We start from the raw sequence: 24859 nt of genomic DNA on the forward strand, positions 1-24859 counted from the left end.
CTATTTAAAATTGAAATTATACGTAACTGCAGGAATTGCAGAACCGATGATAGACAAACGAGTTGCCTCCGTTACTTGTGGATTATCTTTATTGGGCTGAAAATAAACCGTGTATGGATTTTTTCGAAAATAAAGATTATAGATAGAGAATACCCAAGTACTGCTGAACTTGCTACCCGGTTTATGATGTGTATACAGCGTCGCCGAAAGGTCTAAACGATTATAAGAAGGAATACGGTAATTGTTTCTTGTCCCGTTTGTGTTATTAGGAACCACAATGCCATCTACTTCATATCTTCCATTCGGGAACGTTGTATTAACACCCGTAGAATAGGTAAAAATAGCAGAGAAGCTCCAGCGATTACTCATATCGTAAATACCAACTACAGAAAGATTATGCGTTTTATCATACTTACTGTTATAGTATTGATTATTGTTGATGCCATCGATCTTGCGTTCTGATTTTGATAAGGTGTAGCTGACCCAACCGTTTAGCTTTCCTTCATTCTTCTTCAGATAAAATTCAAGGCCGTAAGCGCGGGCTTTGCCATAAAGTAATTCGCCTTCGAGGTTACTGTTTAAAAATATCTGGGCACCATCAATATAATCTATCTGGTTTTGCATGTTTTTATAAAAGCCTTCAACGGATGCTTCAAACATATTGTTCTTGAAATTCCTGAAATAACCCAAAGCAACTTGATCGGCTAACTCAGGCTGCATGTTATTGGTTGTTGGCTGCCAAACATCCAATGGAGTAGCGGCAGTAGTATTAGAAATTAAATGCAGATATTGTGTTGTACGGTTATAACTGGCCTTTAATGACGATTCGTCGTTTAGAATATAACGTAATGATAATCGAGGCTCCAAGTTAAAATAACGCTTAATAAGATCACCTTTGGCATATGTTTTCGGGTTTACCGGATCTTTCTTTTTGCCTGTTTCGCCTTCGTATTCGTAAACAGTAAAGTTGTTTTGGCCGCTCACATAGTCAAACGCAGACAAGCGAAGACCATATTGTGCTGACAAACGCTCCGAAATTTGCTGTTCATTATCAAGGTAAAGAGCATATTCGCGACCGTGCTGGGTATTCAGTTTTATGTCATTAAAGGTAACATTACCTCCAAATGGGCGAGCCTCTCCTGGCATAAACTGATAAAAGGTTACGTTCGTACCAAAGCTAAGTCTGTTGTTCGAATTGATGTAATAAGTAAAGTCCCCTTTTAAAGTCTGATTGATAATTTTTGACCGCCATTCAAAAGCATTGGTTCCACTTGGCCGGCCCAGCGAATAATCATAATTGCTATACACTCCTGTAAAGTTTACAAAGAGGCTAGGATTAAAGGTATGATTCCATCGAAGTGTTCCGGTGGCGTTAGCCCAATCCATTCCAAACTCATCGCGGAAATTAAATTTATCCTTACCGAAATAACCCGAAAGATACAGGCGATTATTTTGATTAATCGTGTAGTTGGCCTTACCACTTAAATCGTAGAAGTATGCCTGGTTGCCTCTCACTTTTTCATCCGGAGAAAGTTTCAGAAAAAGATCTGCATATGACCTTCGACCTGCAATAATAAAAGAGCCTTTGTTTTTTACAATGGGAGCCTCAACGAGTGCACGTGCTGACACGGTTCCTATTCCGCCCGAAGTACTGAAATTATTGACATTCCCCTCTTTCATCCTTACATCGAGAATAGACGAAAGTCGGCCGCCATAAGTAGCAGGAATCCCACCTTTGATCAGCTTTACATCTTTTACTGCATCAGGATCAAAAACAGAGAAGAAGCCGAATAAGTGCGAGCTGTTATATACCGGCGATTCATCCAATAGAATCAGATTCTGATCCACACTACCTCCGCGAACATTAAACCCGGAGGAACCTTCGCCGACGGTGCTGATGCCGGGCAATAATTGTATGCTTCGCACAATGTCAACCTCTCCCATTAATGCCGGCATTTTTTTCATGGAACGCATTTCCAATTTATTAATACCCATTTCCATGCTGGTAACATTCTTTTTTACTCCAGCAGCAGAAACGGTGACTTCATCCATCTGTTTTTCTTCAGATTCCAGACTGATATTTAATGTTGAGGGTTCAATGATTTTTAGTTTTCGTTCAATGGACTTGTAACCCAAGTATTGAAATACTACTGTGTATTCACCAGGAGTAACACTCATTGAATAAAAACCGTAATTATTCGTTTCGGTTCCCTTTCCACTTTCTTTCAAAAAAACAGAGACACCAATAAGACTCTCACCATTGCCGGCCTGCTTGACATAACCGCTAATAGTCGTTTTCTCTTTGGTTTGGGCATTTACAGAAAAAGAAATAAGTAGCGAAAGAAAAAGACAAATCTTTCTTCGCACAGATTTAAGCATAAAAATAAAGGAGATCATTAGAATGTATACTTTTTACAGGTGTTTGTTATTTAATAGTTAATTTAATTTCAATAATAAAGAAAGGTAGAATGTTGGGTCAGATAGACGCAGCCGGTTTGGTACAAAACCTTTTAGTTTTTTTCATTATTTCTATTCTTTGGTTGGAACCTTAATAATTGAGCAAAAGTCCTATACCGAAACCCATTTGACCTCTTTCAACATCTTCCAAGGGAATATAAAGTTTCTTAATTGTTAGTTTCCATAATCTTGTTATTTCTTGTTATAAGGCATGGCAAAATTCTCAATAAAAGTAACAGAAGCTATTGTGGAATTATGGAATTGATTTGTAAGATTTATACTTTATCGAGTGGTTTTCTTTTATCTTCCCTGATCTGCTTGAAATGGCTTGGTGTTAATCCTGTTACTTTTTTGAACTGATTACTTAGATAAGCTACACTTGAGTAGTTTAGACGGAAGGCTATCTCACTTAACGATAGTTCATCATAGACTAATAATTCTTTAACCTTTTCTATCTTCTGGGCAATAAAATACTTTTCAATGGTGGTGCCTTCCACTTCGGAAAACAGATTTGAAAGATAGTTATACTCATGATGAAGTTCATTACTCAACACTTCCGACAGATTAGCTTTGACATCATTGTCCTGATAGTGCACAAGCTCAATGATCACATTTTTTATCTTCTCAATAATTCGGCTCTTTCTATCACCAATTACCTGAAAGCCCATTGGAACTAATACGTCTTCCAACTTCTTTTTTTCTTCTGGTGCAGGTTCCTTATCGAGTGTAACCTCGCCCAGCTTAATATACTTTACAGCTAGACCCAGTTTATCCAGTTCGTTTTGCACCACCATAATACAGCGGTTGCAGACCATATTTTTAATAAAAAGTGTACTCATGCCTTTCCCATTTCATATTTGTCGATAGAGTGCGACGTCTTAATCCGCCGTGGTCGTAAAGATATTAATGATTTTGTATTTCCTAGGTTGTGTGCTACTCGCGCTCATATCATTGTCAAGTATTTAATCAGCTCAGCAAAAGAGGAATCATTACCGGGCTAGAAAAGTGAATACAGTTTCATAAGTATTTTAAATCCATTGCAATAAGCTTTAAAAGCGAAAAACTCCATAGCGATTAATTACGGAGTTTTTGATGGATAAAAAATTAAGACTCTTATAACTTCAAATAGATATCAAAAGCTTTAAGATAGTTGTCTGTCACTTTTTCAACTATTGACACGCGTGTGCTTGCTTTTATAATGTCTCCATTCTCATTTCGCTTAATATTCAGGTTTCCGCCAATATAATTATATAGTTCAGTGCTCCTTCCATCATCAAGCAGACTACCGGTTTCAAACCGCATAGCAACTACCTTATTATCACTAATTTGAACCATTAATTGAATCATGTCCGGCTTATCGTTAAAAACGAATGCTGGATACCATCCATCCTTTAGAACGGCTTCTAAGGATTTTTCTTTAGAAGACGGGGATAGTTCATGATTTAAACTTTGAGCATTTGTTTTAAATAAACAATTGAAGGCAAAAAGTGTAAGAATCAATACTAATTTTCTTTTCATAGCTAAATAAATTTTTATGCAGCTAAATAAGGCATTGATTCTAATCATTTAATTAACTGCATTTTATCTTTACTTTAAGCTTTAAAAAGAATTATGTTAAGCTCTTATTACCCCATCATACAATCTAGCCCTGTTAGCATTGAAATCCTTTTTGGGCCGTTGGGGATTTTGCATGCACTATTAGAGTTCGGCACTTAATTATCATTTGTTTTTGCGTATATTTTAGTTTTTAGCAGTCTGTCGAAGACTAAAACTTAAAAGCATTTTCTATGAGAAAAATAACTGTCTTATCAATGATTACATTAGATGGAGTAATGCAAGCTCCCGGGGAACCTAAGGAGGATAAATCTGGCGGTTTCAAATACGGCGGTTGGGTAGCACCCTATTTTGACGAAGTTTATGATAAGGTGGTTCAACAAGAACTGAAACCTGCAGATTATCTTTTGGGCAGAAAAACATATGAAATTTGGGCCGACTACTGGCCTGAACATGGAGACTTTTGGCCGGGTATTAATGAAGGCACAAAATACGTGTTTTCCAAAAGTATGAAAAAGTCGGACCCGATAGTTACCGGGTGGAAAAACTCAGTAGTAATAAAAAAATTAACAGATATCCAAAAGCTCAAAAATTCAAAAGGTTCAGACATTCAAGTTTGGGGTAGTAGTGAACTCGTTCAGCTGCTGCTTAAAAAAGACCTTGTAGACGAACTCAAACTCAAAATTCACCCCTTGACTTTAGGAAAGGGAAAAAAGCTTTTTGACAATGGAACGATTCCGGCAGCATTTACATTAATAGAGAGTATTGTTACACCAAGTGGAGTTATTATCGCCAATTACAAGCGAGCTGGAAAAGTTAAGACGGGCACTGTTGGAGCTTAGGATTAAACCTGCCTGTTGAAGACAGGCATTGAACGGCTTCAAAAAATTAAAGAATTCAGTCCATAAATACGGGAATTTATAAGAGAAAAATGACCCATCTGAATACCTTCACCATAAGGATTTCCCGAATTTATTAAATATTCATTCAGATGTTTAATAATAAACAATATTGAATCTTCGATTTATAATAGGTCATTACTGTTTGTTCTTTTCCTTTAAGCTCTTGAAAACATAAACTAATGAAAACCCAATATTTATTATTATCACAAAAAAGGCACTACAATGCACTTTTTTCAATCACATTACAGCCACAATGATAAAACACATTAAAAAGTGCATTTTAAAACACTTTTAATTGTAATCATTAGTGAAAAACTCCCATCTCCTTCCACCCGAAAGCCCACAAAACCCTAAGTTCTCACATTTAATAACAAGAGAATATTTCACCTAACTCTGAATTTTCAAAATAATCCAATACATCATGCTAATATGATACAAGAAGCTATCAATTCTTCAATAGCATAACAATCATTGCAAAAATAATTTTGCAACCGGGCTAAATACTAAATAATTTTTAGTTCTATGCTTATCCCTAAAATCTGTAAAAATCAAACAACCATATTATACATGTACGGCAGAAAGTTTTTTTTCACACTAAGTTTTGTTATGGCCTTATTTTGCTATATCAAAGCACAACCAGTACCTTCAAAACCAATTCCCTTATCACCCTACAAACCAACCCACTCAGAAGTGATAGAACGCTATCAAAAGGCTGCTTTATTAGACAGTATGGTTAAAAACACTGTCTTTAAAATGAATATACAGCCCAACTGGCAGGCCGATGGCAATAGCTTCTGGTATCGCAATTATTCAAAAGACAGTACCACCGAGTACATTTACGTAGATGCAGTTAACGGAAAAAGGCAACTCGCTTTTGATCAAAGTCGATTGGCCGAGGCTATCAGCAAAGTATCCGGAAAACCTATTGATGCCCGTCGGATGCAAATCACAACTATGAAATTTGAAAGCTCCAACAAAATATCCCTTCAGTTTAATGGCCAATACTGGCAATGTGACCTGTCTACTTATAACTGTACTCCTTCTGTTCAATCTATTACTGAATCGGCATTAAAATATCGTTTTAACTCTTACAATCGCTGGACGCTCCAGCATATTCAAAGCGATAGTATTTCACCTGATAAAAAATGGTTTGCCTTTATTAAAAACCACAATGTTTACATGCGTCCTGTAAACGGCGGCGCAGAAGTGGTTTTTACTTCCGATGGTACACAGCAACAGCCGTATGGAGAGATCAAATGGTCTCCCGACAGTAAATATTTTATAGCTTACAAAATCAACCCTAAAGAATTTAAAGAAGTATATTATGTATTAAGTTCTGTAGAAAACACCACCCGTGGTCTACTAAAATCACAACAATATCCACAACCTGGTGATGAATTTACTAACTATGAAATGTTTGTATTTCATGTAGACAACAAACAGCCTATTAAAGTTAATACCGAAAAATACGACTTTTTAGGGATGCCTTATCCAAGATGGAATAAAATACAACAGTCGGTATTTCACATACGAAAAAACAGACCGCGGGCATCAACGTTTTCGTATCATTGAAGTAGATGCAGTAAACGGCAATACCCGAAATATTGTTGATGAACAAACAAACACCTTCATTTACGAAAACCGCATTTATACCAATTATCTTCAGAATAGTAATGAAATTCTGTGGGCTACTGAAAAAGACGGATGGCGTCAGTTATATTTAGTGGATGCATCCAAAGCAAATGTTAAACCCATAACAAAAGGCGAATGGGTGGTACGCGGAGTTGATAGTGTGGATGAAAAAAAACGGGAAATATGGTTTAGCGCCAGCGGCATGAACAAAAACGAAGACCCCTATAACATTCATTACTATCGTATTGGATTAGATGGAAAAGGATTAATTCAGCTAACCCCTGCCGAAGGTAATCACCAGGTGATTTTTTCACCCGATAGAAGATACTTTATTGATACTTACTCACAGCCTCATGTGCCACCTGTAACGGAGTTACACCGCACTTCAGACGGCAAATTAATTATGGAATTGGAAAAGGCGGATATTTCTGCCTATCTGGCTACCGGTATCCGTTTACCGGAAGTGCTTCATGCTAAGGCAAGAGATAGTAAAACTGATATTTGGGGTGTAATGTTCCGCCCGCGAAATTTTGACCCAAATAAACGTTACCCGGTCATTGAAAATATTTATGCAGGTCCGCATGACGCTTTTTCTCCTAAAAACTTTTTGCCCTATGGTGAAATGCAAAGCATAGCAGAATTAGGATTCATTGTAGTGCAAATCGACGGTATGGGAACTGCTAACCGCTCAAAAGCCTTTCACGATGTGTGCTGGAAAAATTTAGCCGATGCAGGATTCCCCGACCGCATTCTTTGGATCAAAGCACTTGCGGCAAAATATCCGTATGTTGACACCACAAGGGTAGGCTTATACGGCACTTCAGCAGGCGGGCAAAATGCTTTGGGCGCCCTGTTATTTCATCCCGATTTTTACAAAGCAGCCGTTTCCTCATGCGGTTGCCACGATAACCGTATAGATAAACAGTGGTGGAACGAACAGTGGATGGGTTATCCGGTAGGTAAACATTACGATGAGCAATCCAATGTGACCAATGCCCATAAACTGCAAGGCGATCTATTGTTGATTGTTGGTGAAGCAGATACAAATGTTCCTCCTGAATCAACCTACCGCGTGGCCGATGCACTGATAAAAGCCGGTAAAACCTTTGATTTCTTACCCATACCTGGTTTGGGCCATAGTGATGGAGGTCCTTACGGAAGAAAACGAAAAAGGGATTTCTTTATAAAGAGTTTTTTCGGGGTTGATCCGCCAAACCGTAACAAAAATGAATTGAGCTGCAATTAATATTATAAAGTCAGACATTTTCTTTTAACAAAGCATTTTCTCTCATTTCAACCAAAGATTCGAATATTTTGTGGGTGAATAATATGGAGAATAGAAAAACTACCTTTATTCAGGTATTGCTCAAAAAGATTGCTTAACAATTTATTTTTCGGACTTTTTTAAATTCTCATTAAGATAAACAGTATTAAATCAAAAAGACCCGAGATATTTTCGGGTCTTTTTTGATTTAATGTTTCTATCGAAGAATTAGAACATAGGATGAGTAGGTTTTCCAAACACCTTCTTCCTTCACTTTAAGTGCGTAATAATAGGTACCACTAGGAATTCCCCCTCCGTTCCAATTATTTGAGTAATTCATGGCCTTGTAGACTACCTTACCTCTTGTATCATAAATCTCCAAACTATTGTCAAGTTGTTCTATTCCTGAAATCGTGAAACTATCGTTAATTCCATCACCATTTGGAGTGAATACGTTAGGAATTTTCAAACCGCCCTTTAATTCATCTTTTTTCTCATTTTTGTCAATTAATTCATTGGAATTAACTGCTTCTAATGATAATCCTTGCGCGGTAATACTACTGTTCGAATTCACATTAAATCCGCTGTGAACCACTATATTTCCTCCCCCTAATTTCATTTCCAGAGTTTTACTGTTGTCCCAATTACTTGATAAAAGTAGGTTTGAAAGCACATTCGGATTTACATCTCCATCCACTAGGGCAAATGATATCCAGTCATTGGTTCCAGGTTCTCCATTATCGGTCATAGTTACGTGCAAGTATTTGTTTCCGCCCATTGCAACCGGTGCCAATGGATTGGTGATGTCGGTTATGTTTGTTTTAGAAACATAATTAGCAGTCTGATGACTTAGATTGCTTGCATTTACTCCCAAGGACTGCATCGCATTGGCTTTAATCTGATAAATATGCACCTTTCCGTCACTTTCAGTCCGTTGGAAGATGATGTTCATACTACCTTTTAAACTAGTAGCCTTTTTATTAAACTTCACATTAAACCCAAAGTGCATTTTTTTACCAGCATCACAACTCATGCTTCCCACAGAATTGGTCGGAACAATAAATCCACCCCCGGTAATAAAATCACCATCAGGTCTGTAAAGAGTCACCACAACATTATCATTGGATTCACTTCCTTTGTAATGACCATTGTCTGTAGCACCACCTTTATCTACAATTATTCCAATCGTAAATTGTTTTGACGCTTCGGTAGCTGCAATTGGCACATTCAACCAATTAAATGAAACAGATCCAATTCGTGAATCATTATTATTAACAAGTGTTACTGGAAGCCAATTTGATATATCTGTGCTTGTGCCATTATCTCTCAAAACAAACTTAACCCTAGCTTTACTTATGTCACCTGGTAGAGCATCGTTAGTTGAGGTTACTGATATATCTAAAATATTTGCCCTCAAAGTAATATTTGCTGAGGTAGCAGTAGCCGTTGGTGTGGCCACAAGTTGCATTCCAGTATAATCTATAGTTGCATCTTCCTGTTTAACCGTTAAAATACTACTATTGTTAACAGTTGAAGCCGTAAAATTCGATGAATTAGGAGTGAATGTAGCAACTATAGTATAGGTACCCGGCGCTTGAGTAATCGTATAAGCTTTTGTTACCTTTCCTGACCCTCCAACAACCGACCAATTTGTTGCATCAGTTTCCCCGAGGTACACATAAGCCCCCCCAATTGGCTGTAAACCAAACAATACTTTACCTCCGGTGGCATTTAAGTCTGCCTGACCTGAAGAAGCCGTAATAGTAGCATGTAAAGTCACCTGATCTGAATATTGCACTTGATAAGGATTGATGGAAACAGAAGTAAGTGCTGCATTTATGGTAAAGGCTTTGTTGTCTTGAGAACTCAAATGATTGGCGCTTTCTTCATAAGTAGCTCTGGCGTTATAGTTTCCTGCATCCGTAGGTGCAGTAGTGCTGTTATAGGTAGCACCTCCTAGCGTTGTACCGCTATAAATAACTGTCAAAGTCTGATTCAAACCGCCTGCTCCGGTTACGGAAGCCGTGCCGCCATGAACACTTCCATCATAAGAAGCATTGGCAATGGAAACAATAGTTGTAGTAGGCGCCTTGCCGATTACGTTATTAACCGTACCACTAGCCTCGTTGTAGTTGCCGTTGCCCGCAAAGCTCCATGCATCGCCAGAGTATGTACCCGCATTAGTATGCGTGGTGCCGCTCACTGTCAACAGGCCCACAAGATTCACTGGAGTAGCCTCTACGCCTACAGCTGTGAAGGTCGATGTATGTGCGTTTCCATCATAAGTGACACTGTATGGAATAACGGTTATCACGGCATTAGCCCTACCGATCTCAAAATTCTTGCTATCGCTAGAACCCAAATGATTGATATCCCCTTCAAAATTATAGCTTGATGTAGCCATGCCTGCATTGATATTATTTGCATAAGCCGCAGCCGGGGTCAAATTCAAGCCGCCAGCTCCGGTCACACTTACTGTCGCCGGGGTCTGAGCCGAACCGGTATAAGTGAATGGTCCGCCGTTGATCGTAACCACGGTGGTGGTTGCTGCTTTGCCGATGGCAAAGGTCTCGCTGCCACTGCTGCCTAAGTAGTTGGCAGTTTCCGCGTAGGTATAACTTGCCGTGGCTGTTCCCGCATCGGTGTTATTCGCATACGAAGCTGCCGGGGTCAAATTCAAGCCGCCAGCTCCGGTCACACTTACTGTCGCCGGGGTCTGAGCCGAACCGGTATAAGTGAATGGTCCGCCGTTGATCGTAACCACGGTGGTGGTTGTTGCTTTGCCGATGGCAAAAGTCTCGCTGCCACTGCTTCCTAAGTAGTTGGCAGTTTCCGCGTAGGTATAACTTGCCGTGGCTGTTCCCGCATCGGTGTTATTCGCATACGAAGCTGCCGGGGTCAAATTCAAGCCGCCAGCTCCGGTCACACTTACTGTCGCCGGGGTCTGAGCCGAACCGGTATAAGTGAATGGTCCGCCGTTGATCGTAACCACGGTGGTGGTTGCTGCTTTGCCGATGGCAAAGGTCTCGCTGCCGCTGGAGCCTAAGTAGTTGACAGTTTCTGCGTAGGTATAACTTGCCGTGGCCGTTCCCGCATCGGTGTTATTCGCATATGAAGCTGCCGGGGTCAAATTCAAGCCGCCAGCTCCGGTCACACTTACTGTCGCTGGGGTCTGAGCCGAACCGGTATAAGTGAATGGTCCGCCGTTGATCGTAACCACGGTGGTGGTTGCTGCTTTGCCGATGGCAAAGGTCTCGCTGCCGCTGGAGCCTAAGTAGTTGGCAGTTTCTGCGTAGGTATAACTTGCCGTGGCCGTTCCCGCATCGGTGTTATTCGAATACGAAGCTGCCGGTGTTTCGTTCAATCCGCCTGCACCCGTAACGCTAACGGTCGCCGGGGTCTGAGCCGAACCTGTGTAAGTGAACGGTCCGCCGTTGATCGTAACCACAGTAGTCGACGAGGCTTTGCCGATTTCAAATGGCTTGCTGTCGCTGCTTGGTTCGTGGTTGGCATCCCCCGCGTAGCTGTAGCTCGCTGTGGCTGTGCCCGCATTGGTGTTATTTGCATAAGCAGCATCCAGTGTTTCGTTCAATCCGCCTGCACCCGTTACGCTAACGGTCGCCGGGGTCTGAGCCGAACCTGTGTAAATGAACGGTCCGCCGTTAATCGTAACCACGGTAGTCGACGAGGCCTTGCCGATTTCAAATGGCTTGCTGTCGCTGCTTGGTTCGTGGTTGGCATCCCCCGCGTAGCTGTAGCTCGCTGTGGCTGTGCCCGCATTGGTGTTGTTTGCATAAGCAGCATCCGGTGTTTCGTTCAATCCGCCTGCACCCGTTACGCTAACGGTCGCCGGGGTCTGAGCCGAACCAGTGTAAGTGAACGGTCCGCCGTTAATCGTAACCACAGTGGTCGACGAGGCTTTGCCGATTTCAAATGGCTTGCTGTCGCTGCTTGGTTCGTGGTTGGCATCCCCCGCGTAGCTGTAGCTCGCTGTGGCTGTGCCCGCATTGGTGTTGTTTGCATAAGCAGCATCCGGTGTTTCGTTCAATCCGCCTGCACCCGTTACGATAACGGTCGCCGGGGTCTGAGCCGAACCTGTGTAAGTGAACGGTCCGCCGTTAATCGTAACCACAGTAGTCGACGAGGCTTTGCCGATTTCAAATGGCTTGCTGTCGCTGCTTGGTTCGTGATTGGCATCCCCCGCGTAGCTGTAGCTCGCTGTGGCTGTGCCCGCATTGGTGTTGTTTGCATAAGCAGCATCCGGTGTTTCGTTCAATCCGTCTGCACCCGTTACGCTAACGGTCGCCGGGGTCTGAGCCGAACCTGTGTAAGTGAACGGTCCGCCGTTGATCGTAACCACGGTAGTCGACGAGGCTTTGCCGATTTCAAATGGCTTGCTGTCGCTGCTTGGTTCGTGGTTGGCATCCCCCGCGTAGCTGTAGCTCGCTGTGGCTGTGCCCGCATTGGTGTTGTTTGCATAAGCAGCATCCGGTGTTTCGTTCAATCCGCCTGCACCCGTTACGCTAACGGTCGCCGGGGTCTGAGCCGAACCTGTGTAAATGAACGGTCCGCCGTTGATCGTAACCACGGTAGTCGACGAGGCTTTGCCGATTTCAAATGGCTTGCTGTCGCTGCTTGGTTCGTGGTTGGCATCCCCCGCGTAGCTGTAGCTCGCTGTGGCTGTGCCCGCATTGGTGTTGTTTGCATAAGCAGCATCCGGTGTTTCGTTCAATCCGCCTGCACCCGTTACGCTAACGGTCGCCGGGGTCTGAGCCGAACCTGTGTAAATGAACGGTCCGCCGTTGATCGTAACCACGGTAGTCGACGAGGCTTTGCCGATTTCAAATGGCTTGCTGTCGCTGCTTGGTTCGTGGTTGGCATCCCCCGCGTAGCTGTAGCTCGCTGTGGCTGTGCCCGCATTGGTGTTGTTTGCATAAGCAGCATCCGGTGTTTCGTTCAATCCGCCTGCACCCGTTACGCTAACGGTCGCCGGGGTCTGAGCCGAACCTGTGTAAATGAACGGTCCGCCGTTGATCGTAACCACGGTAGTCGACGAGGCTTTGCCGATTTCAAATGGCTTGCTGTCGCTGCTTGGTTCGTGGTTGGCATCCCCCGCGTAGCTGTAGCTCGCTGTGGCTGTGCCCGCATTGGTGTTGTTTGCATAAGCAGCATCCGGTGTTTCGTTCAATCCGCCTGCACCCGTTACGCTAACGGTCGCCGGGGTCTGAGCCGAACCTGTGTAAGTGAACGTTCCGCCGTTAATCGTAACCACAGTAGTCGACGAGGCTTTGCCGATTTCAAATGGCTTGCTGTCGCTGCTTGGTTCGTGGTTGGCATCCCCCGCGTAGCTGTAGCTCACTGTGGCTGTGCCCGCATTGGTGTTGTTTGCATAAGCAGCATCCGGTGTTTCGTTCAATCCGCCTGCACCCGTTACGCTAACGGTCGCCGGGGTCTGAGCCGAACCTGTGTAAGTGAACGGTCCGCCGTTAATCGTAACCACGGTAGTCGACGAGGCTTTGCCGATTTCAAATGGCTTGCTGTCGCTGCTTGGTTCGTGATTGGCATCCCCCGCGTAGCTGTAGCTCGCTGTGGCTGTGCCCGCATTGGTGTTGTTTGCATAAGCAGCATCCGGTGTTTCGTTCAATCCGCCTGCACCCGTTACGCTAACGGTCGCCGGGGTCTGAGCCGAACCTGTGTAAATGAACGGTCCGCCGTTAATCGTAACCACGGTAGTAGTTGTGGCTTTATTAATTGTTAACGTTATAAGTGTTCTATTAGCACTTACACAACCAGTACTTGTATTTCTGGCTTCTGCATATGCCATATAAGTGCCGGCATTGGTGCCTGTGGGTGCAGAAGCTGTTGTGGTGCCAGTAGCTGCAGCATACCAATCAATAACTTCTCCGGCTCCTACACTTGAATTTGCCGTTTTCGCCGTGCCATCATATGAGTAGGTATTTTCATCTGCTGCCGGAGCATTTGGCATTGGATTAATCTTAAATTCCGTAGCAGTACGGCAACCCGGGTTGATTGAACATTCTGCGAAGAATGTGTAGGTGCCTGGTGTATTGGTATTGCCGTCCGGCAAAGATGCAACCGGATTAAATGGAGAGCCTGTACCAATTGGCAAACCGCCTGAAGATGCAGTATACCATTGAATAACTCCATTAACTGTATAGGTTACCGTGACTTGGATATAGTCTACAGATGCTGTATAAGATTGGCCAAATTGAGTAGCATTCAATACTGATAATACAACTCCAAAATTAGATTTTATATCATTTGCAGTCCAGGTTGTTCCCCAAAGATCTGATACCCCCCCATATGTAAAAGCCTCTTCACTTGAAGGCCAGTCTACACCCAAATTAGCTTTATTGGATCCAACTATAGATCCTGCTTTTACTAATTTAACTTCATTGTCTCGAGTACGAACATTACTGCTGACATTACTTGAAAATCTACCAATTGTTACTTGAATACCATTAATATTCGCATTATTAGGAATTATATCAAACGCGAAGTTTGAGGCCTGTAAATAATTACTTATCGCACTTGAATTTGGCAAGGTAACAGTTGCATAGGAGTTATTATCACTTACAATATTACCAACTGTTGCGCCCCCCCACGACGTATTTCCTATACTGGTTATGTTAGCACCTCCTCCAGCATAAATAGCTCCAGAACCAGTCAAGCTACCTGAAGGACAAACTGTTGAAGTTATCATCTCGCCGTTTCCACCCGGGCAAATGGTAACTCCTGTTGTAGTTGGGGGTATACTAGTTGTCACCGCCAAAGTTCTGGCAGTTCCGTTTCCGCAACTATTGGAAGGTGTTACGGTTATATTTCCAGAACCGGAACCCACAGTAACGGCTATGCTATTACTAGTACTTGTACCCGTCCAACCTGAAGGCAAGTTCCATACATAAGTTACACCTGACACATTAGTTACAGTGTAGGTTTGTGAAGAACCTAGACAAGGAGTTGTGCTGCTACCTGTAATTGTACTGGGTTGGGCAGGTACTGTCATTGGAGAAACGGCCAAAGTTCGTGCGGCCCCGTTTCCACAACTATTGGAAGGTGTCACTGTTATATTTCCTGAGCCGGAACCTACATTAACTGTAATACTGTTTGTAGTGTTTGAACCTGTCCAGCCTGAAGGCAAAGTCCATGCATAAGTTACCCCAGCCACATTGCTTACACTGTATGTTTGGGACGATCCTTGACATGGAGTAGCATTTCCTGAAACAACTGATGTTTGGGCTGGAACGCCAGGAGTCGGAGTAACTGCTAGTGTTCTGGCAGTTCCGTTCCCACAACTATTAGAAGGTGTCACAGTTATATTTCCAAAGCCAGAACCAACGGTAACTGTTATACTATTAGTTGTACTTGTGCCTATCCAGCCAGATGGTAAAGTCCAGTTGTAAGTTACTCCGGTAACATTCGTTACGCTGTAAGTCTGGGATGATCCTTGACATGGAGTAGCATTTCCTACAACAGCTGATGGTTGAGATGGAACGGTAGTCGTCGGAGTAACTGCTAGCGATCTGGCAGTTCCGTTTCCGCAAGCATTAGAAGGAGTTACCTGAACACTTCCTGAGCCAGAACCCACCGTTACTGTTATACTGTTAGTTGTGCTTGTACCTGTCCAACCGGAAGGCAATATCCATGTATATATTACACCTGGCACATTGGCTACACTATAGGTTTGTGAAGAACCTAGGCAAGGATTTGTGATGCCTGTAATTGTACTGGGTTGAGAAGGAACAGCACAAGTGTACGTAATTGTTACTTGACCATTTCCTCCGTTCCCACCTTTGAAATTATTCCCCCCGTCACTATTTAACCTTGCACCTCCTCCTCCTGCACCAGGAGAACTAGCATCGTTGCCTGCTCCATCACCGCTTGAAACACCATCAGCTCCATCAATACCACCATTTGATCCTCCAGAGCCACCATTTGATCCACTTGCATCTGCTCCATTACCACCGGCGCCAGCACTTCCACCACCGCCACCACCATTATCATTATTACCTGCATTTGCTCCATCACCACCATACCAGTTAGCTTGAGAAGTTCCATTTACAGTATTTCCTGAAATCGGAGCAGTTCCTTTTAAACCCCATTGGCTGAAATTATTTCCAACCTTTCCACCAGGACCTCCTAGGGCGATAATACTAGTACCAAATGAACTACTAGCTCCATTGGTACCATCTAATCCAACTTGCCCAACTCCTCCTGCACCAATAGTAATAGTATAAGTTGTTCCCGGTGTAACAGAAAGTGTTCCTCCTGCAAATGAACCTCCAGCCCCTCCGCCGCCACCTCTACGTGATGACGATGATGCAACCCCCCCACCAGCACCACCACCACCCCAAGCAGAAACAGAAACACTAGTAACACCCGGAGGAACTATAAAAGTACCTGATGATGTAAATGTTTGAGTTTGAGTTTGCCCCAACACACTCCCCACCCCCACCAGATTCAACAGTAAAATTATAGTCAGAAAAGCTCTTGGTTTCCTAAAAACCGTTCCAAGAAAGCGTAAAAAATTGTTCATTGCAGATTTTTTTAAGTGTATAGATGGATTAAGTAAAATATCCGGAGAAGGAGGGCCAGGGGGATGATTTCGGAACTTGCTTTTGCCTATGATATGTGGAACCTTGAAAGTGGCCTTTCGTTTTGTGTTTGTGTGTGTGATTAAGGTTTCACCCATTTGTGGTGTTCCGTTAAAAGCATGAGAAATGCTGTCCACGGCGAAAGCGTAGTTGACTTTTATCATAAGATTGAACTTAAATTAAAAGAATGTGGAGGTCTATTTCGAGGAAACTATTTCACAGTAGAAATAATTTCCCAATACATTAAAAATTTACCATGAATCATGCCAAAAAATTCATTTAAATAACAGTTAGTTAGACGATTAAATTTACAAGCAAACCCAGTCACAGTTAAACATATTGATTTTCAATGAGTTATATCTAAAAAACAATCGTCTTTTTAGCATAAATTCTTAAATTTTAGAAGCCCAGCCTTTAACATCAAATAACCTATAAATGAGCACCTTACCTTAATTTCAATACACCTGTCTCTTCTATATTCAAAAAACTATTTTAGAAAGAATGAGTATAATAAAGTGCAGATAGTTATAGTAGAGAATTCATAATCTTATTTTCAGAAATATGAACATAGTATTGGCTTCAGCATATTAGTTCAAACAGGTACCTAAATGCATTATTTAACTTAAACCTGAATTATGCAATAGATTATTAAAGTAATCGATAAGTGTCTTTATATTAGTCACCCAAAGCGATTTACAACTTCACCCTGATGGTTAATTTGCCCATAGAGTATTCAGACAAACCCGTAACCCCATTTGGCGGGATGAGTTTACTAAAGCGCATGCTTGATAAGACCCAGATTTATGAACAGCTTAATAAACTGGCACTGCCTGTTGCAGGCTCCAATCGGGGATATTTACCATCGGATATTGTTCGGTCCTTTTGGTTAGGTATTTGGACGGGGGCCAGTCGTTACATTCATTGCGACTGGGTAAGATACGATACGGTTCTTCAAGACATTTTCGGTCTGAAGCAGATGCCTTCTCAGAGCACCTATAGTCGATTTTTCAATAAATTCAATCAAGCCAAAAATACAGAAGTCTTCCCTGCCCTGCAGCAGTGGTTCATGGAGCAGCTGGAAATCAACACAATTACGGTTGATTTTGACAGTACCGTTATTACCCGGTATGGAGAACAGGAAGGCAGTGCCGTAGGTTATAATCCCAATAAAAAGGGCAGGAACTCCCATCATCCCCTGATGGCTTTTATCAGTCAAACCAGAATGGTGGCCAATGCCTGGTTGCGACCCGGAAATACCGCGGCCAGTTCTAATTGCGTAGCATTTATGCAGGAAACCTTTGATTGTTGTCTGCAGGGGAAGAAAGTGGGTTTGGTTCGTGGAGATAGTGGCTTCTATACCGAAGAAATCCTTGATTACCTTGAGCAAAAGCGGCTAAACTACGTGGTAGCCGTCAGAATGTATCCCAATATAAAAAGCGAAGTACTCTGCCGGAGCGCATGGATTACCCTTAGCAAAGGAATAGAGTTGAGTGAAATGACTTTCAGCCATTCACAAGGTAAGCCAAGGCGGTATATTATTGTCAAAAAACGGGTAGAGGATCGGCCTAATTGCACAGGTAAACTTCTTTTTGAGGATATGCCAGGGTATCGGTTTAGTTGCTATGTGACCAATTTGGATTTACCTCTTGACCAGGTATGGAACATTTATAATTCAAGGGCCGATTGCGAGAATCGGATTAAAGAGCTCAAACAAGATTTTGGTCTGGAAAACTTCTGCATGCAAAACTTTTGGGCAACAGAAGCCTCCTTCCGGTTCATCATGGTAGCCTATAACCTGATTAGTCTTTTTAGACACTTTGCTTTAAATGAACACAATAAAGCTACCCACCAAACACTAAAATCCTATTGCTTTGCATTAGGAGCCTGGACTGCAACTCATGCCAACAGAAAAGTGCTAAAAATCTCATTGCCCCTCAAAAAGCGGCAATGGATGGATGGATTATTTGCTAAAATTGACCTGCTGGATGGTAAGTTCTCCTATTCTAATGCATAATTCAGGTTAAAGTGGAGTGCATTTGCAAAACATAACCTATTGTAACCAAAATAATATCTCAACTAACAAATACGAAGTATATTTTTGGCCTGATTTAATCTTTAACCAAATTTTTATACCCTTATGAGAATTAGAGTATTGCTACTGTTTGTAGCATTTACCTGTACCTTTCAAGTTGCTTTTTCGCAAGGTAAGTATGAATGGAAACAGGCTTCGGCAGCCGGTTACACGTATAAGTATGTAACCAATGATCCCATGCAAACACGCTTTTATACACTTAAAAATGGTTTGCGTGTTATTTTAAGCGTTAACAAGAAAGAACCGCGTATTGCTACCAAAATTGCAGTAAGGGCTGGTAGTAATACCGATCCGAAAGACCATACCGGTTTGGCACATTACCTTGAGCATTTATTGTTTAAGGGTACTGACAAATATGGCTCATTAGACTGGGCTAAAGAAAAACCCTTACTAGATAAGATTGAGGGGTTGTATGAGCAGTACAATACCACCACAGATGAAGCTAAGCGTAAGGAAATTTACAAAGAAATTGACCGTGTATCAGGAGAGGCTTCAAAGTATGCCATCGCCAATGAGTACGATAAACTAATGGCCTCAATGGGATCGCAGGGAACTAACGCTCATACCTGGGTTGAAGAAACAGTTTACGAAGAAGATATTCCGGCCAATGCATTGGATAAGTTTTTAACCGTGCAGGCTGAGCGCTTCCGTTATCCGGTGTTTCGTATTTTTCATACGGAACTTGAAGCTGTATATGAAGAGAAAAACCGTGGTTTAGATAATGATGGCAACAAAATGAGTGAGGCCATGCATTACAATCTCTTTCCTACACATAATTACGGACAGCAAACTACAATTGGTACTATTGAGCATCTTAAAAATCCTTCGCTAAAGGCCATTCGTGAATACTATAATAAGTACTATGTGCCTAATAACATGGCTATTATAATGGCCGGTGATTTTAATCCGGATGAAGTGGTAAAAAAAGTTGCTCAGTATTTCGCTTATATGCAGCCTAAGCCAATCACTGAATATAAGCCAGCTCTAGAAAAGCCAATCGCAGCTCCTATTGTTAAAGATATTTATGGCCCAAGCGCTGAAAACATGCGCATTTGTTACAGAACACCGGCCGAAGGCACACATGATGCTCTAATGCTTGACTTAATTTCCAGCATTTTAAGTAATGGCAAAGCTGGTTTAATGGATCTGAATCTTAATAAACAGCAAAAATTACAAAGTTCAGGATCCGGACTGAACCAGTACAAAGATTACGGTATTTTCATTTTGACTGGAACTCCCAAACAAGGACAAACACTTGAACAGGTAAAAGAATTGTTAATGGGTCAGTTAGAACAACTGAAGAAAGGTAATTTTGATGAATCGCTGATTAAAGCGGTAATTGCGAATGCAAAATTGGGTGAAATCCAAGGGCTTGAAGGCAATGGAAATAGAGCCGAGGCACTAATGACAACTTTCATCCAAAACAAGGGAGAAGGATGGAATAAGAGCGTTTCGTGGTTAGATGATGAGGCTAAAATTACCAAACAACAGGTGGTTGAGTTTGCTAATAAGTTTTTTGCCAATAACTACGTAGTACTGTACAAACGCAAAGGTGAAGACAAAAACGTTGTGAAAGTTGATAAACCAACAATTACTCCTGTTGAAACCAATGCAGGTAAACAGTCAGCTTTTGTAGCGATGGTTAACAATATGCCTGCAACTGCGGTTATTCCTCAATGGATGAATTTTGAAAAAGACATTCAAAAAGGAAAACTTGGAAATGCAAGCGTTCTATACACTCAAAACAAAGATAACCAGCTATATCGCTTGTACTATAAGTTTGATATGGGCGGTTGGAACAACAAATTATTGCCACTGGCATTTTCATACCTTTCGTTCTTAGGAACGGATAAATATTCTTCAGAACAAATCAGCAAGGAATATTACAATATTGCAAGCAGCTTTAATGCAGGAGCCGGAAATGAAGAAAGCACGGTAACCATTACCGGCTTACAAGAAAACTTTGGCAAAGCCGTTTCGCTGTTTGAGCATATTATTGCAAACTGTAAAGCCGATGATGCAGCCTTTGCCGCCTTCAAAGGTCGTATTATGAAGGTTCGTGCCGATGCCAAATTAAATAAAGGCAATATCATGAAAGGCTTATCGAGCTATGCTTCTTACGGGGCTAAAAATCCGTTTAATAATGCGTTGAGTGATCAGGAAATTGCCAATATCACAGCTCAGCAACTGGTTGATATTCTGCATGATTTGATGAATTATAAACATACGGTAATTTACTACGGCCCTGAGCCGTTAGCTAAGGTTACAACTACGTTAGCGGGTCTGCATAAATTACCAGCCACCTTCAAAGATGCAGCTCCTGCTATTAAATTTGCTCGCACTACCCAAAACTCAAATCAAGTATTGTTTGCCAATTACGACATGGTGCAATCGGAAGTTAATTGGTTACGCAACACTTCAACTTATAATGCCGATAAACAACCTGTAATTGATTTATTCAATGGTTATTTTGGCGGAGGGATGGGTTCCATTGTTTTCCAAACCATTCGTGAATCAAAAGCATTGGCTTATTCAACTTATGCCAACTACGCAACTCCTGCTAAAAAAGACGAACCTTATACCATTATGGCCTATGTAGGTTGCCAGGCTGATAAAATGAATGATGCTTTAAAAGGCATGAACGAGTTATTGAATAACTTACCTCAAGTAAATAAAAACTTTGAAGCAGCTAAACTTAGTGAGAAAAAAGACATCGAAACCCAGCGCATCACTCAGGATGGTGTAATCTTCTCCTATCTTGCTGCTCAGAAAAAAGGGTTAAACTACGATCCTCGTAAAAAAGAATACGAAGCACTGGATAAAATTAATCTGGAAGATATTATCAAGTTCCACCAACAGGAGCTGGCTAATAAATCCTATACCTATTGTGTAGTAGCTTCTGATAAAAAAATTAAGATGGATGACTTGAAAAAAGTAGGTGATCTGAAAACATTAACATTAGAAGAAATTTTTGGCTATTAACATTAGCTAGTATCAAGATTGTCAAAAATCTTGAAAATCAAGAGAGGGTGAGTTGTTTTAATTCACCCTCTTTTATTATCCTATTTTTCTGTTGGATATTCAGGGTAGTAAGATTTATAACTACTTCACAAAAGATTCCAATCCCATGTCCCTCTCTCCACGACTTATCATGCTACCATGTAGCTTACTGTTAGCAAGCATATATTAAAAAAATATTCACCTGATTACCAGGTAGTTATTGAAGGTTAGTGATTTTTCTATTAAGTGGAGTCATTGTTTTATGGACTAGCTGTGTATTAGTTATCAATTAAAAGAAAATGGAGCAGTCACAATAATCAACCCAAAAGAAATAAAGATGAGAATACTTACAACATTATTATTAGCACTTCCATGCTCTCTATTTGCACAAGAGTCGACTTATACTGTAAAGGGGAAAATTGAAGGTATAAAGACACCTGCAAAAGCATATTTGTTTTATGCTTCGAAGGGGAAAAGGGTGATTGATTCTACAGTTTTAAAGAGCGGTTCATTTGCTTTTACAGTGGCTGGCCCAAGAAGCGCAAAAGTTTTAATTGATCATGATGGGAAAGGCTTCCAATCGAAAGGGGATGAGCTATTTTTTTATGTAGCTGAAGGTGGTGTAGAGTTAATTGCAAAAGACTCCATTAAAAATGCATTGATAAAAGGCTCAAAGGTAAATGATGATTATATTAAGTATCAAAAGCTATTGGCTGAGCAAAAAGGAATTATTAATGGATTAAGATCCCAATGGGACAAAGCTACAGATGCACAAAGAAAAGATCCAGCCTATAGGGCTAGTTTGAAAAAGATCGGCGACCCTGCGGAAGCTGAAATAGCAAAGCTTCAGAAACAATTTATCAAAGAAAACCCAGATAGTTACATAAGTCTGATTGCGTTAAATGAAGTTGCCGGTAATGATATAGATCTCAACATTATGGAACCGTTGTTCAATTCTTTGTCTGCGGAAAATAGAAATAGTGAGGCAGGTATAGATTTTGCTGGCCGTATAGCTACTGTAAAAGCCACTGCAGTAGGTGCTATGGCTCCAGAATTTACGCAAGCCGATACAACAGGAAAGCCTGTGAAACTCAGTGATTTTAGAGGGAAATATGTATTAATTGATTTCTGGGCATCATGGTGTAGCCCTTGTAGAGCTGAAAATCCAAATGTTGTCAAGGCTTATGAGAAGTTTAAAGATAAAAACTTCACTGTTCTTGGTGTTTCATTAGATTTTCCAAAGGGTAAAACGAATTGGTTAAATGCAATTAAAAAGGATAACTTAACCTGGACTCAAGTTTCAGACCTCAATGGCTGGCAAAATGAGGTTGCATTGCTTTACGGCGTTCATTCCGTTCCTGCTAATTGGTTAATTGATAAAGACGGTAAAATCGTTGCAAAAAACCTAAGAGGCGAGAATTTGGAGAAGAAACTGGCTGAACTATTAAATTAATGTGACTTTAAATAAGAACTTTTCTTCATAGTACCTAAATAAAAGGGGGGCGAATATCGTCCTCCTTTGTTTTTTTCCCAATATGAGAATAGGTTAAAATCTGGTCTAGAGCATGTCGAATACAACCTGTTACATATGAAGAAACCACCCTTCATATGATGCAATTGAGTCCTTTTGTAAAGCTTAACGACAACGCAATTCTCCTTCGAACATGATAAATTTACAGACCTATGGTCCTATAAAAAAACGCTGCCTAGTGTGTATAAGACAGTGTTTTTGTTGCTATTAAATTTCACAAGGCACTTTTAAAGGCTTTTTGAAGTTCAAACCTTTTCAATTTTCACCCCAATTTCCAGCTAAGAGGCCTCTCTCCCTTCAATAATCTCTAAAATCCTTTCATTTTCAATGATCATCATGCCTTGTCGGTCGTTGGCAATACCTTCTTTCAATTGATAGGTATACTTTGGAACAGACCCTTCCATCACTGTGGGCAGGTATCTAAACTGAATATTCTCGCAGCGTTCCCCCAATGCTTCACCTACTTCATTAATATGCGTGGAGATCACAAACAGGCAATTCGTATAACCGGAAAATGCCTGAGAAACGGCAAGGGTTGCATCATAGGCATCCTTGACATTGGTTCCCTTAAACAACTCATCAAAAAGGACCAAAAGATTTTTGCCGGCACTTACTTGCAGTGCCACATCTTTCACCCGAAGCACTTCGGCATAGAAATGACTATAACCCATATTCAGGTTATCTGGAATATTAATTGATGAATAGATTCCTTCGAATATGGAAAACTCAAAACTATCAGCAGCAATCGGAAAACCCAAATGCGCAATGTACATGCTTAAACCGATCGTTTTCATCCAGGTTGATTTGCCTGCCATGTTCGCTCCGGTTAAAAAAAGCACATTTTCATCCCGGCTTAATGAAATCGAATTAGAAATAGCTTTATCTAAAGCCGGATGCCTAAGCCCCTTGGCATTTAAACAGCTTGCAGAGGCAGGTAATGCTTTTGCATACCCCATACCCTTTGCCCTGGCTACACCCGAAACAGCAACATAAACATCAAGCTCATAAAGGGCTTTAAAAACAAACTTCAACTCTTCCTGCAAAGTACTAGTAAGCAGGAAATGATAGCGGTTTATCCTAAAGAATGGGATGCTGTTGTTATCCCCATCACTATTCCCTTTCATGAGACTGTTTTCTTTTAACAGATTGACCAACCGTTGATCTTTGAAGACCTGCTTTAACTTCCCGATCTCAGATTTATAAGGATGATTCACTGCGTCATTTAGTTGCAGTAGATATTGGGACAAATCCTCAAGCAGATCAATGGTGGTTTTTACTCCATTTATTAACCGCTCGTATTCTTCCGAATGAACGGCGATATCGAGTGATTTAAATTTTAGTAAACGAATAGTGGATCGTAGAAAACTATCATCATGACCTTCGTTCAGGTATTTTTCCGACATGTCCACCATTTCTTTACTAAAAGGGAACTTCAGATTTTGTTGTTGAAAATACTGAAAAATCGCACTACGCTTGTTGATCTTGCCAGGATCTGACAATGGAGTATTAAATATAGTCTCCAAAAGCTTCTCTCCACCTAAAGTCTTAACCTGATTGTACAGGCTAAGCATCGAGTTGGGATTATCTTTCCTTATCAGGTTTAGGTCTTCCAGACTCTGTTTATCAACTATAAAACTCATATCTTCACTTCTTCTCTTTTCTTATTCAATATATCCTAAATCCCTTCATTGCTTACAATGATCATCCCATAACGATCAGCCGTAATCCCCTATTCCAATCGGCAGTAGAATAGCAAAAGCCGCACTGAAGCGCGACTTTTGCCACTTAAATATAAATATCTAATTGATAAAT

11 protein-coding genes are annotated in these 24859 nt (G+C 41.2%); 6 read left to right on the forward strand and 5 right to left on the reverse strand.

Translation table 11 applies throughout. The features are described 5' to 3' along the window. The 3 genes from L2B55_RS14580 to L2B55_RS14590 form a co-directional block, all read right to left on the reverse strand. Positions 1-2367, reverse strand: a complete 2367-nt coding sequence (locus L2B55_RS14580) for a TonB-dependent receptor (RefSeq protein WP_237846884.1) — start codon at positions 2365-2367, stop codon at positions 1-3. A gap of 365 nt (positions 2368-2732) precedes the next feature. Further along, positions 2733-3296: a helix-turn-helix domain-containing protein gene (locus tag L2B55_RS14585; protein WP_237846886.1), complete on the reverse strand. Its 564-nt coding sequence runs from the start codon at positions 3294-3296 to the stop codon at positions 2733-2735. Between the two features lie 274 nt (positions 3297-3570). Beyond that, entirely contained in the window at positions 3571-3975 is a 405-nt protein-coding gene (locus tag L2B55_RS14590; RefSeq protein WP_237846887.1) for a hypothetical protein, read from the reverse strand. Between the two features lie 269 nt (positions 3976-4244). Here L2B55_RS14590 and L2B55_RS14595 point away from each other — a divergent pair, with 269 nt between their 5' ends. The 3 genes from L2B55_RS14595 to L2B55_RS18940 all read left to right on the forward strand — a co-directional run bounded on the left by L2B55_RS14595 (position 4245) and on the right by L2B55_RS18940 (position 7791). Further along, on the forward strand, positions 4245-4853 hold the full coding sequence (locus L2B55_RS14595) for a dihydrofolate reductase family protein (RefSeq protein WP_237846888.1): 609 nt from the start codon (positions 4245-4247) through the stop codon (positions 4851-4853). Positions 4854-5519: 666 nt separating this feature from the next. Continuing rightward, positions 5520-6485: a DPP IV N-terminal domain-containing protein gene (locus tag L2B55_RS18935; protein ID WP_255696483.1), complete on the forward strand. Its 966-nt coding sequence runs from the start codon at positions 5520-5522 to the stop codon at positions 6483-6485. Beyond that, the gene (locus tag L2B55_RS18940; protein WP_255696580.1) at positions 6481-7791 is read left to right on the forward strand and encodes a S9 family peptidase; all 1311 of its coding nucleotides are present in this window, start codon (positions 6481-6483) and stop codon (positions 7789-7791) included. The genes L2B55_RS18935 and L2B55_RS18940 overlap by 5 nt, the downstream gene beginning before the upstream one ends. 235 nt (positions 7792-8026) lie before the next feature. On the opposite strand, the gene L2B55_RS14610 is transcribed toward L2B55_RS18940, so the two are convergent. Next, positions 8027-16588, reverse strand: a complete 8562-nt coding sequence (locus tag L2B55_RS14610; protein WP_237846889.1) for a T9SS type B sorting domain-containing protein — start codon at positions 16586-16588, stop codon at positions 8027-8029. 545 nt (positions 16589-17133) lie between these two features. Between L2B55_RS14610 and L2B55_RS14615 the strand changes: the two genes are divergently transcribed. From L2B55_RS14615 to L2B55_RS14625, 3 genes are all read left to right on the forward strand, one after another. Then, positions 17134-18438, forward strand: a complete 1305-nt coding sequence (locus L2B55_RS14615) for an IS1380 family transposase (RefSeq protein ID WP_237846691.1) — start codon at positions 17134-17136, stop codon at positions 18436-18438. A 123-nt stretch (positions 18439-18561) separates the two neighbouring features. Beyond that, complete coding sequence (locus tag L2B55_RS14620; RefSeq protein ID WP_237846890.1) at positions 18562-21498, forward strand: M16 family metallopeptidase; 2937 nt, start codon at positions 18562-18564, stop codon at positions 21496-21498. A 355-nt stretch (positions 21499-21853) separates the two neighbouring features. Beyond that, positions 21854-22969: a TlpA disulfide reductase family protein gene (locus L2B55_RS14625; protein ID WP_237846891.1), complete on the forward strand. Its 1116-nt coding sequence runs from the start codon at positions 21854-21856 to the stop codon at positions 22967-22969. Between the two features lie 356 nt (positions 22970-23325). Here the strand turns inward: L2B55_RS14625 and L2B55_RS14630 are convergent, their stop codons facing one another. After that, the gene (locus L2B55_RS14630; RefSeq protein WP_237846892.1) at positions 23326-24687 is read right to left on the reverse strand and encodes a MutS-related protein; all 1362 of its coding nucleotides are present in this window, start codon (positions 24685-24687) and stop codon (positions 23326-23328) included. Positions 24688-24859 lie beyond the last annotated feature (172 nt).

It is taken from the genome of Solitalea lacus, from assembly GCF_022014595.1.
In the GTDB taxonomy this organism is placed as follows: Bacteria; Bacteroidota; Bacteroidia; order Sphingobacteriales; family Sphingobacteriaceae; genus Solitalea; species Solitalea lacus.

Coding starts and splice junctions, on each gene's coding strand:
- L2B55_RS14585 (WP_237846886.1), bottom strand. CDS start 3,296: ATGAGTACACTTTTTATTAAAAATATGGTCTGCAACCGCTGTATTATG.
- L2B55_RS14590 (WP_237846887.1), bottom strand. CDS start 3,975: ATGAAAAGAAAATTAGTATTGATTCTTACACTTTTTGCCTTCAATTGT.
- L2B55_RS14595 (WP_237846888.1), top strand. CDS start 4,245: ATGAGAAAAATAACTGTCTTATCAATGATTACATTAGATGGAGTAATG.
- L2B55_RS18935 (WP_255696483.1), top strand. CDS start 5,520: ATGGCCTTATTTTGCTATATCAAAGCACAACCAGTACCTTCAAAACCA.
- L2B55_RS14610 (WP_237846889.1), bottom strand. CDS start 16,588: ATGATAAAAGTCAACTACGCTTTCGCCGTGGACAGCATTTCTCATGCT.
- L2B55_RS14615 (WP_237846691.1), top strand. CDS start 17,134: ATGGTTAATTTGCCCATAGAGTATTCAGACAAACCCGTAACCCCATTT.
- L2B55_RS14620 (WP_237846890.1), top strand. CDS start 18,562: ATGAGAATTAGAGTATTGCTACTGTTTGTAGCATTTACCTGTACCTTT.
- L2B55_RS14625 (WP_237846891.1), top strand. CDS start 21,854: ATGAGAATACTTACAACATTATTATTAGCACTTCCATGCTCTCTATTT.
- L2B55_RS14630 (WP_237846892.1), bottom strand. CDS start 24,687: ATGAGTTTTATAGTTGATAAACAGAGTCTGGAAGACCTAAACCTGATA.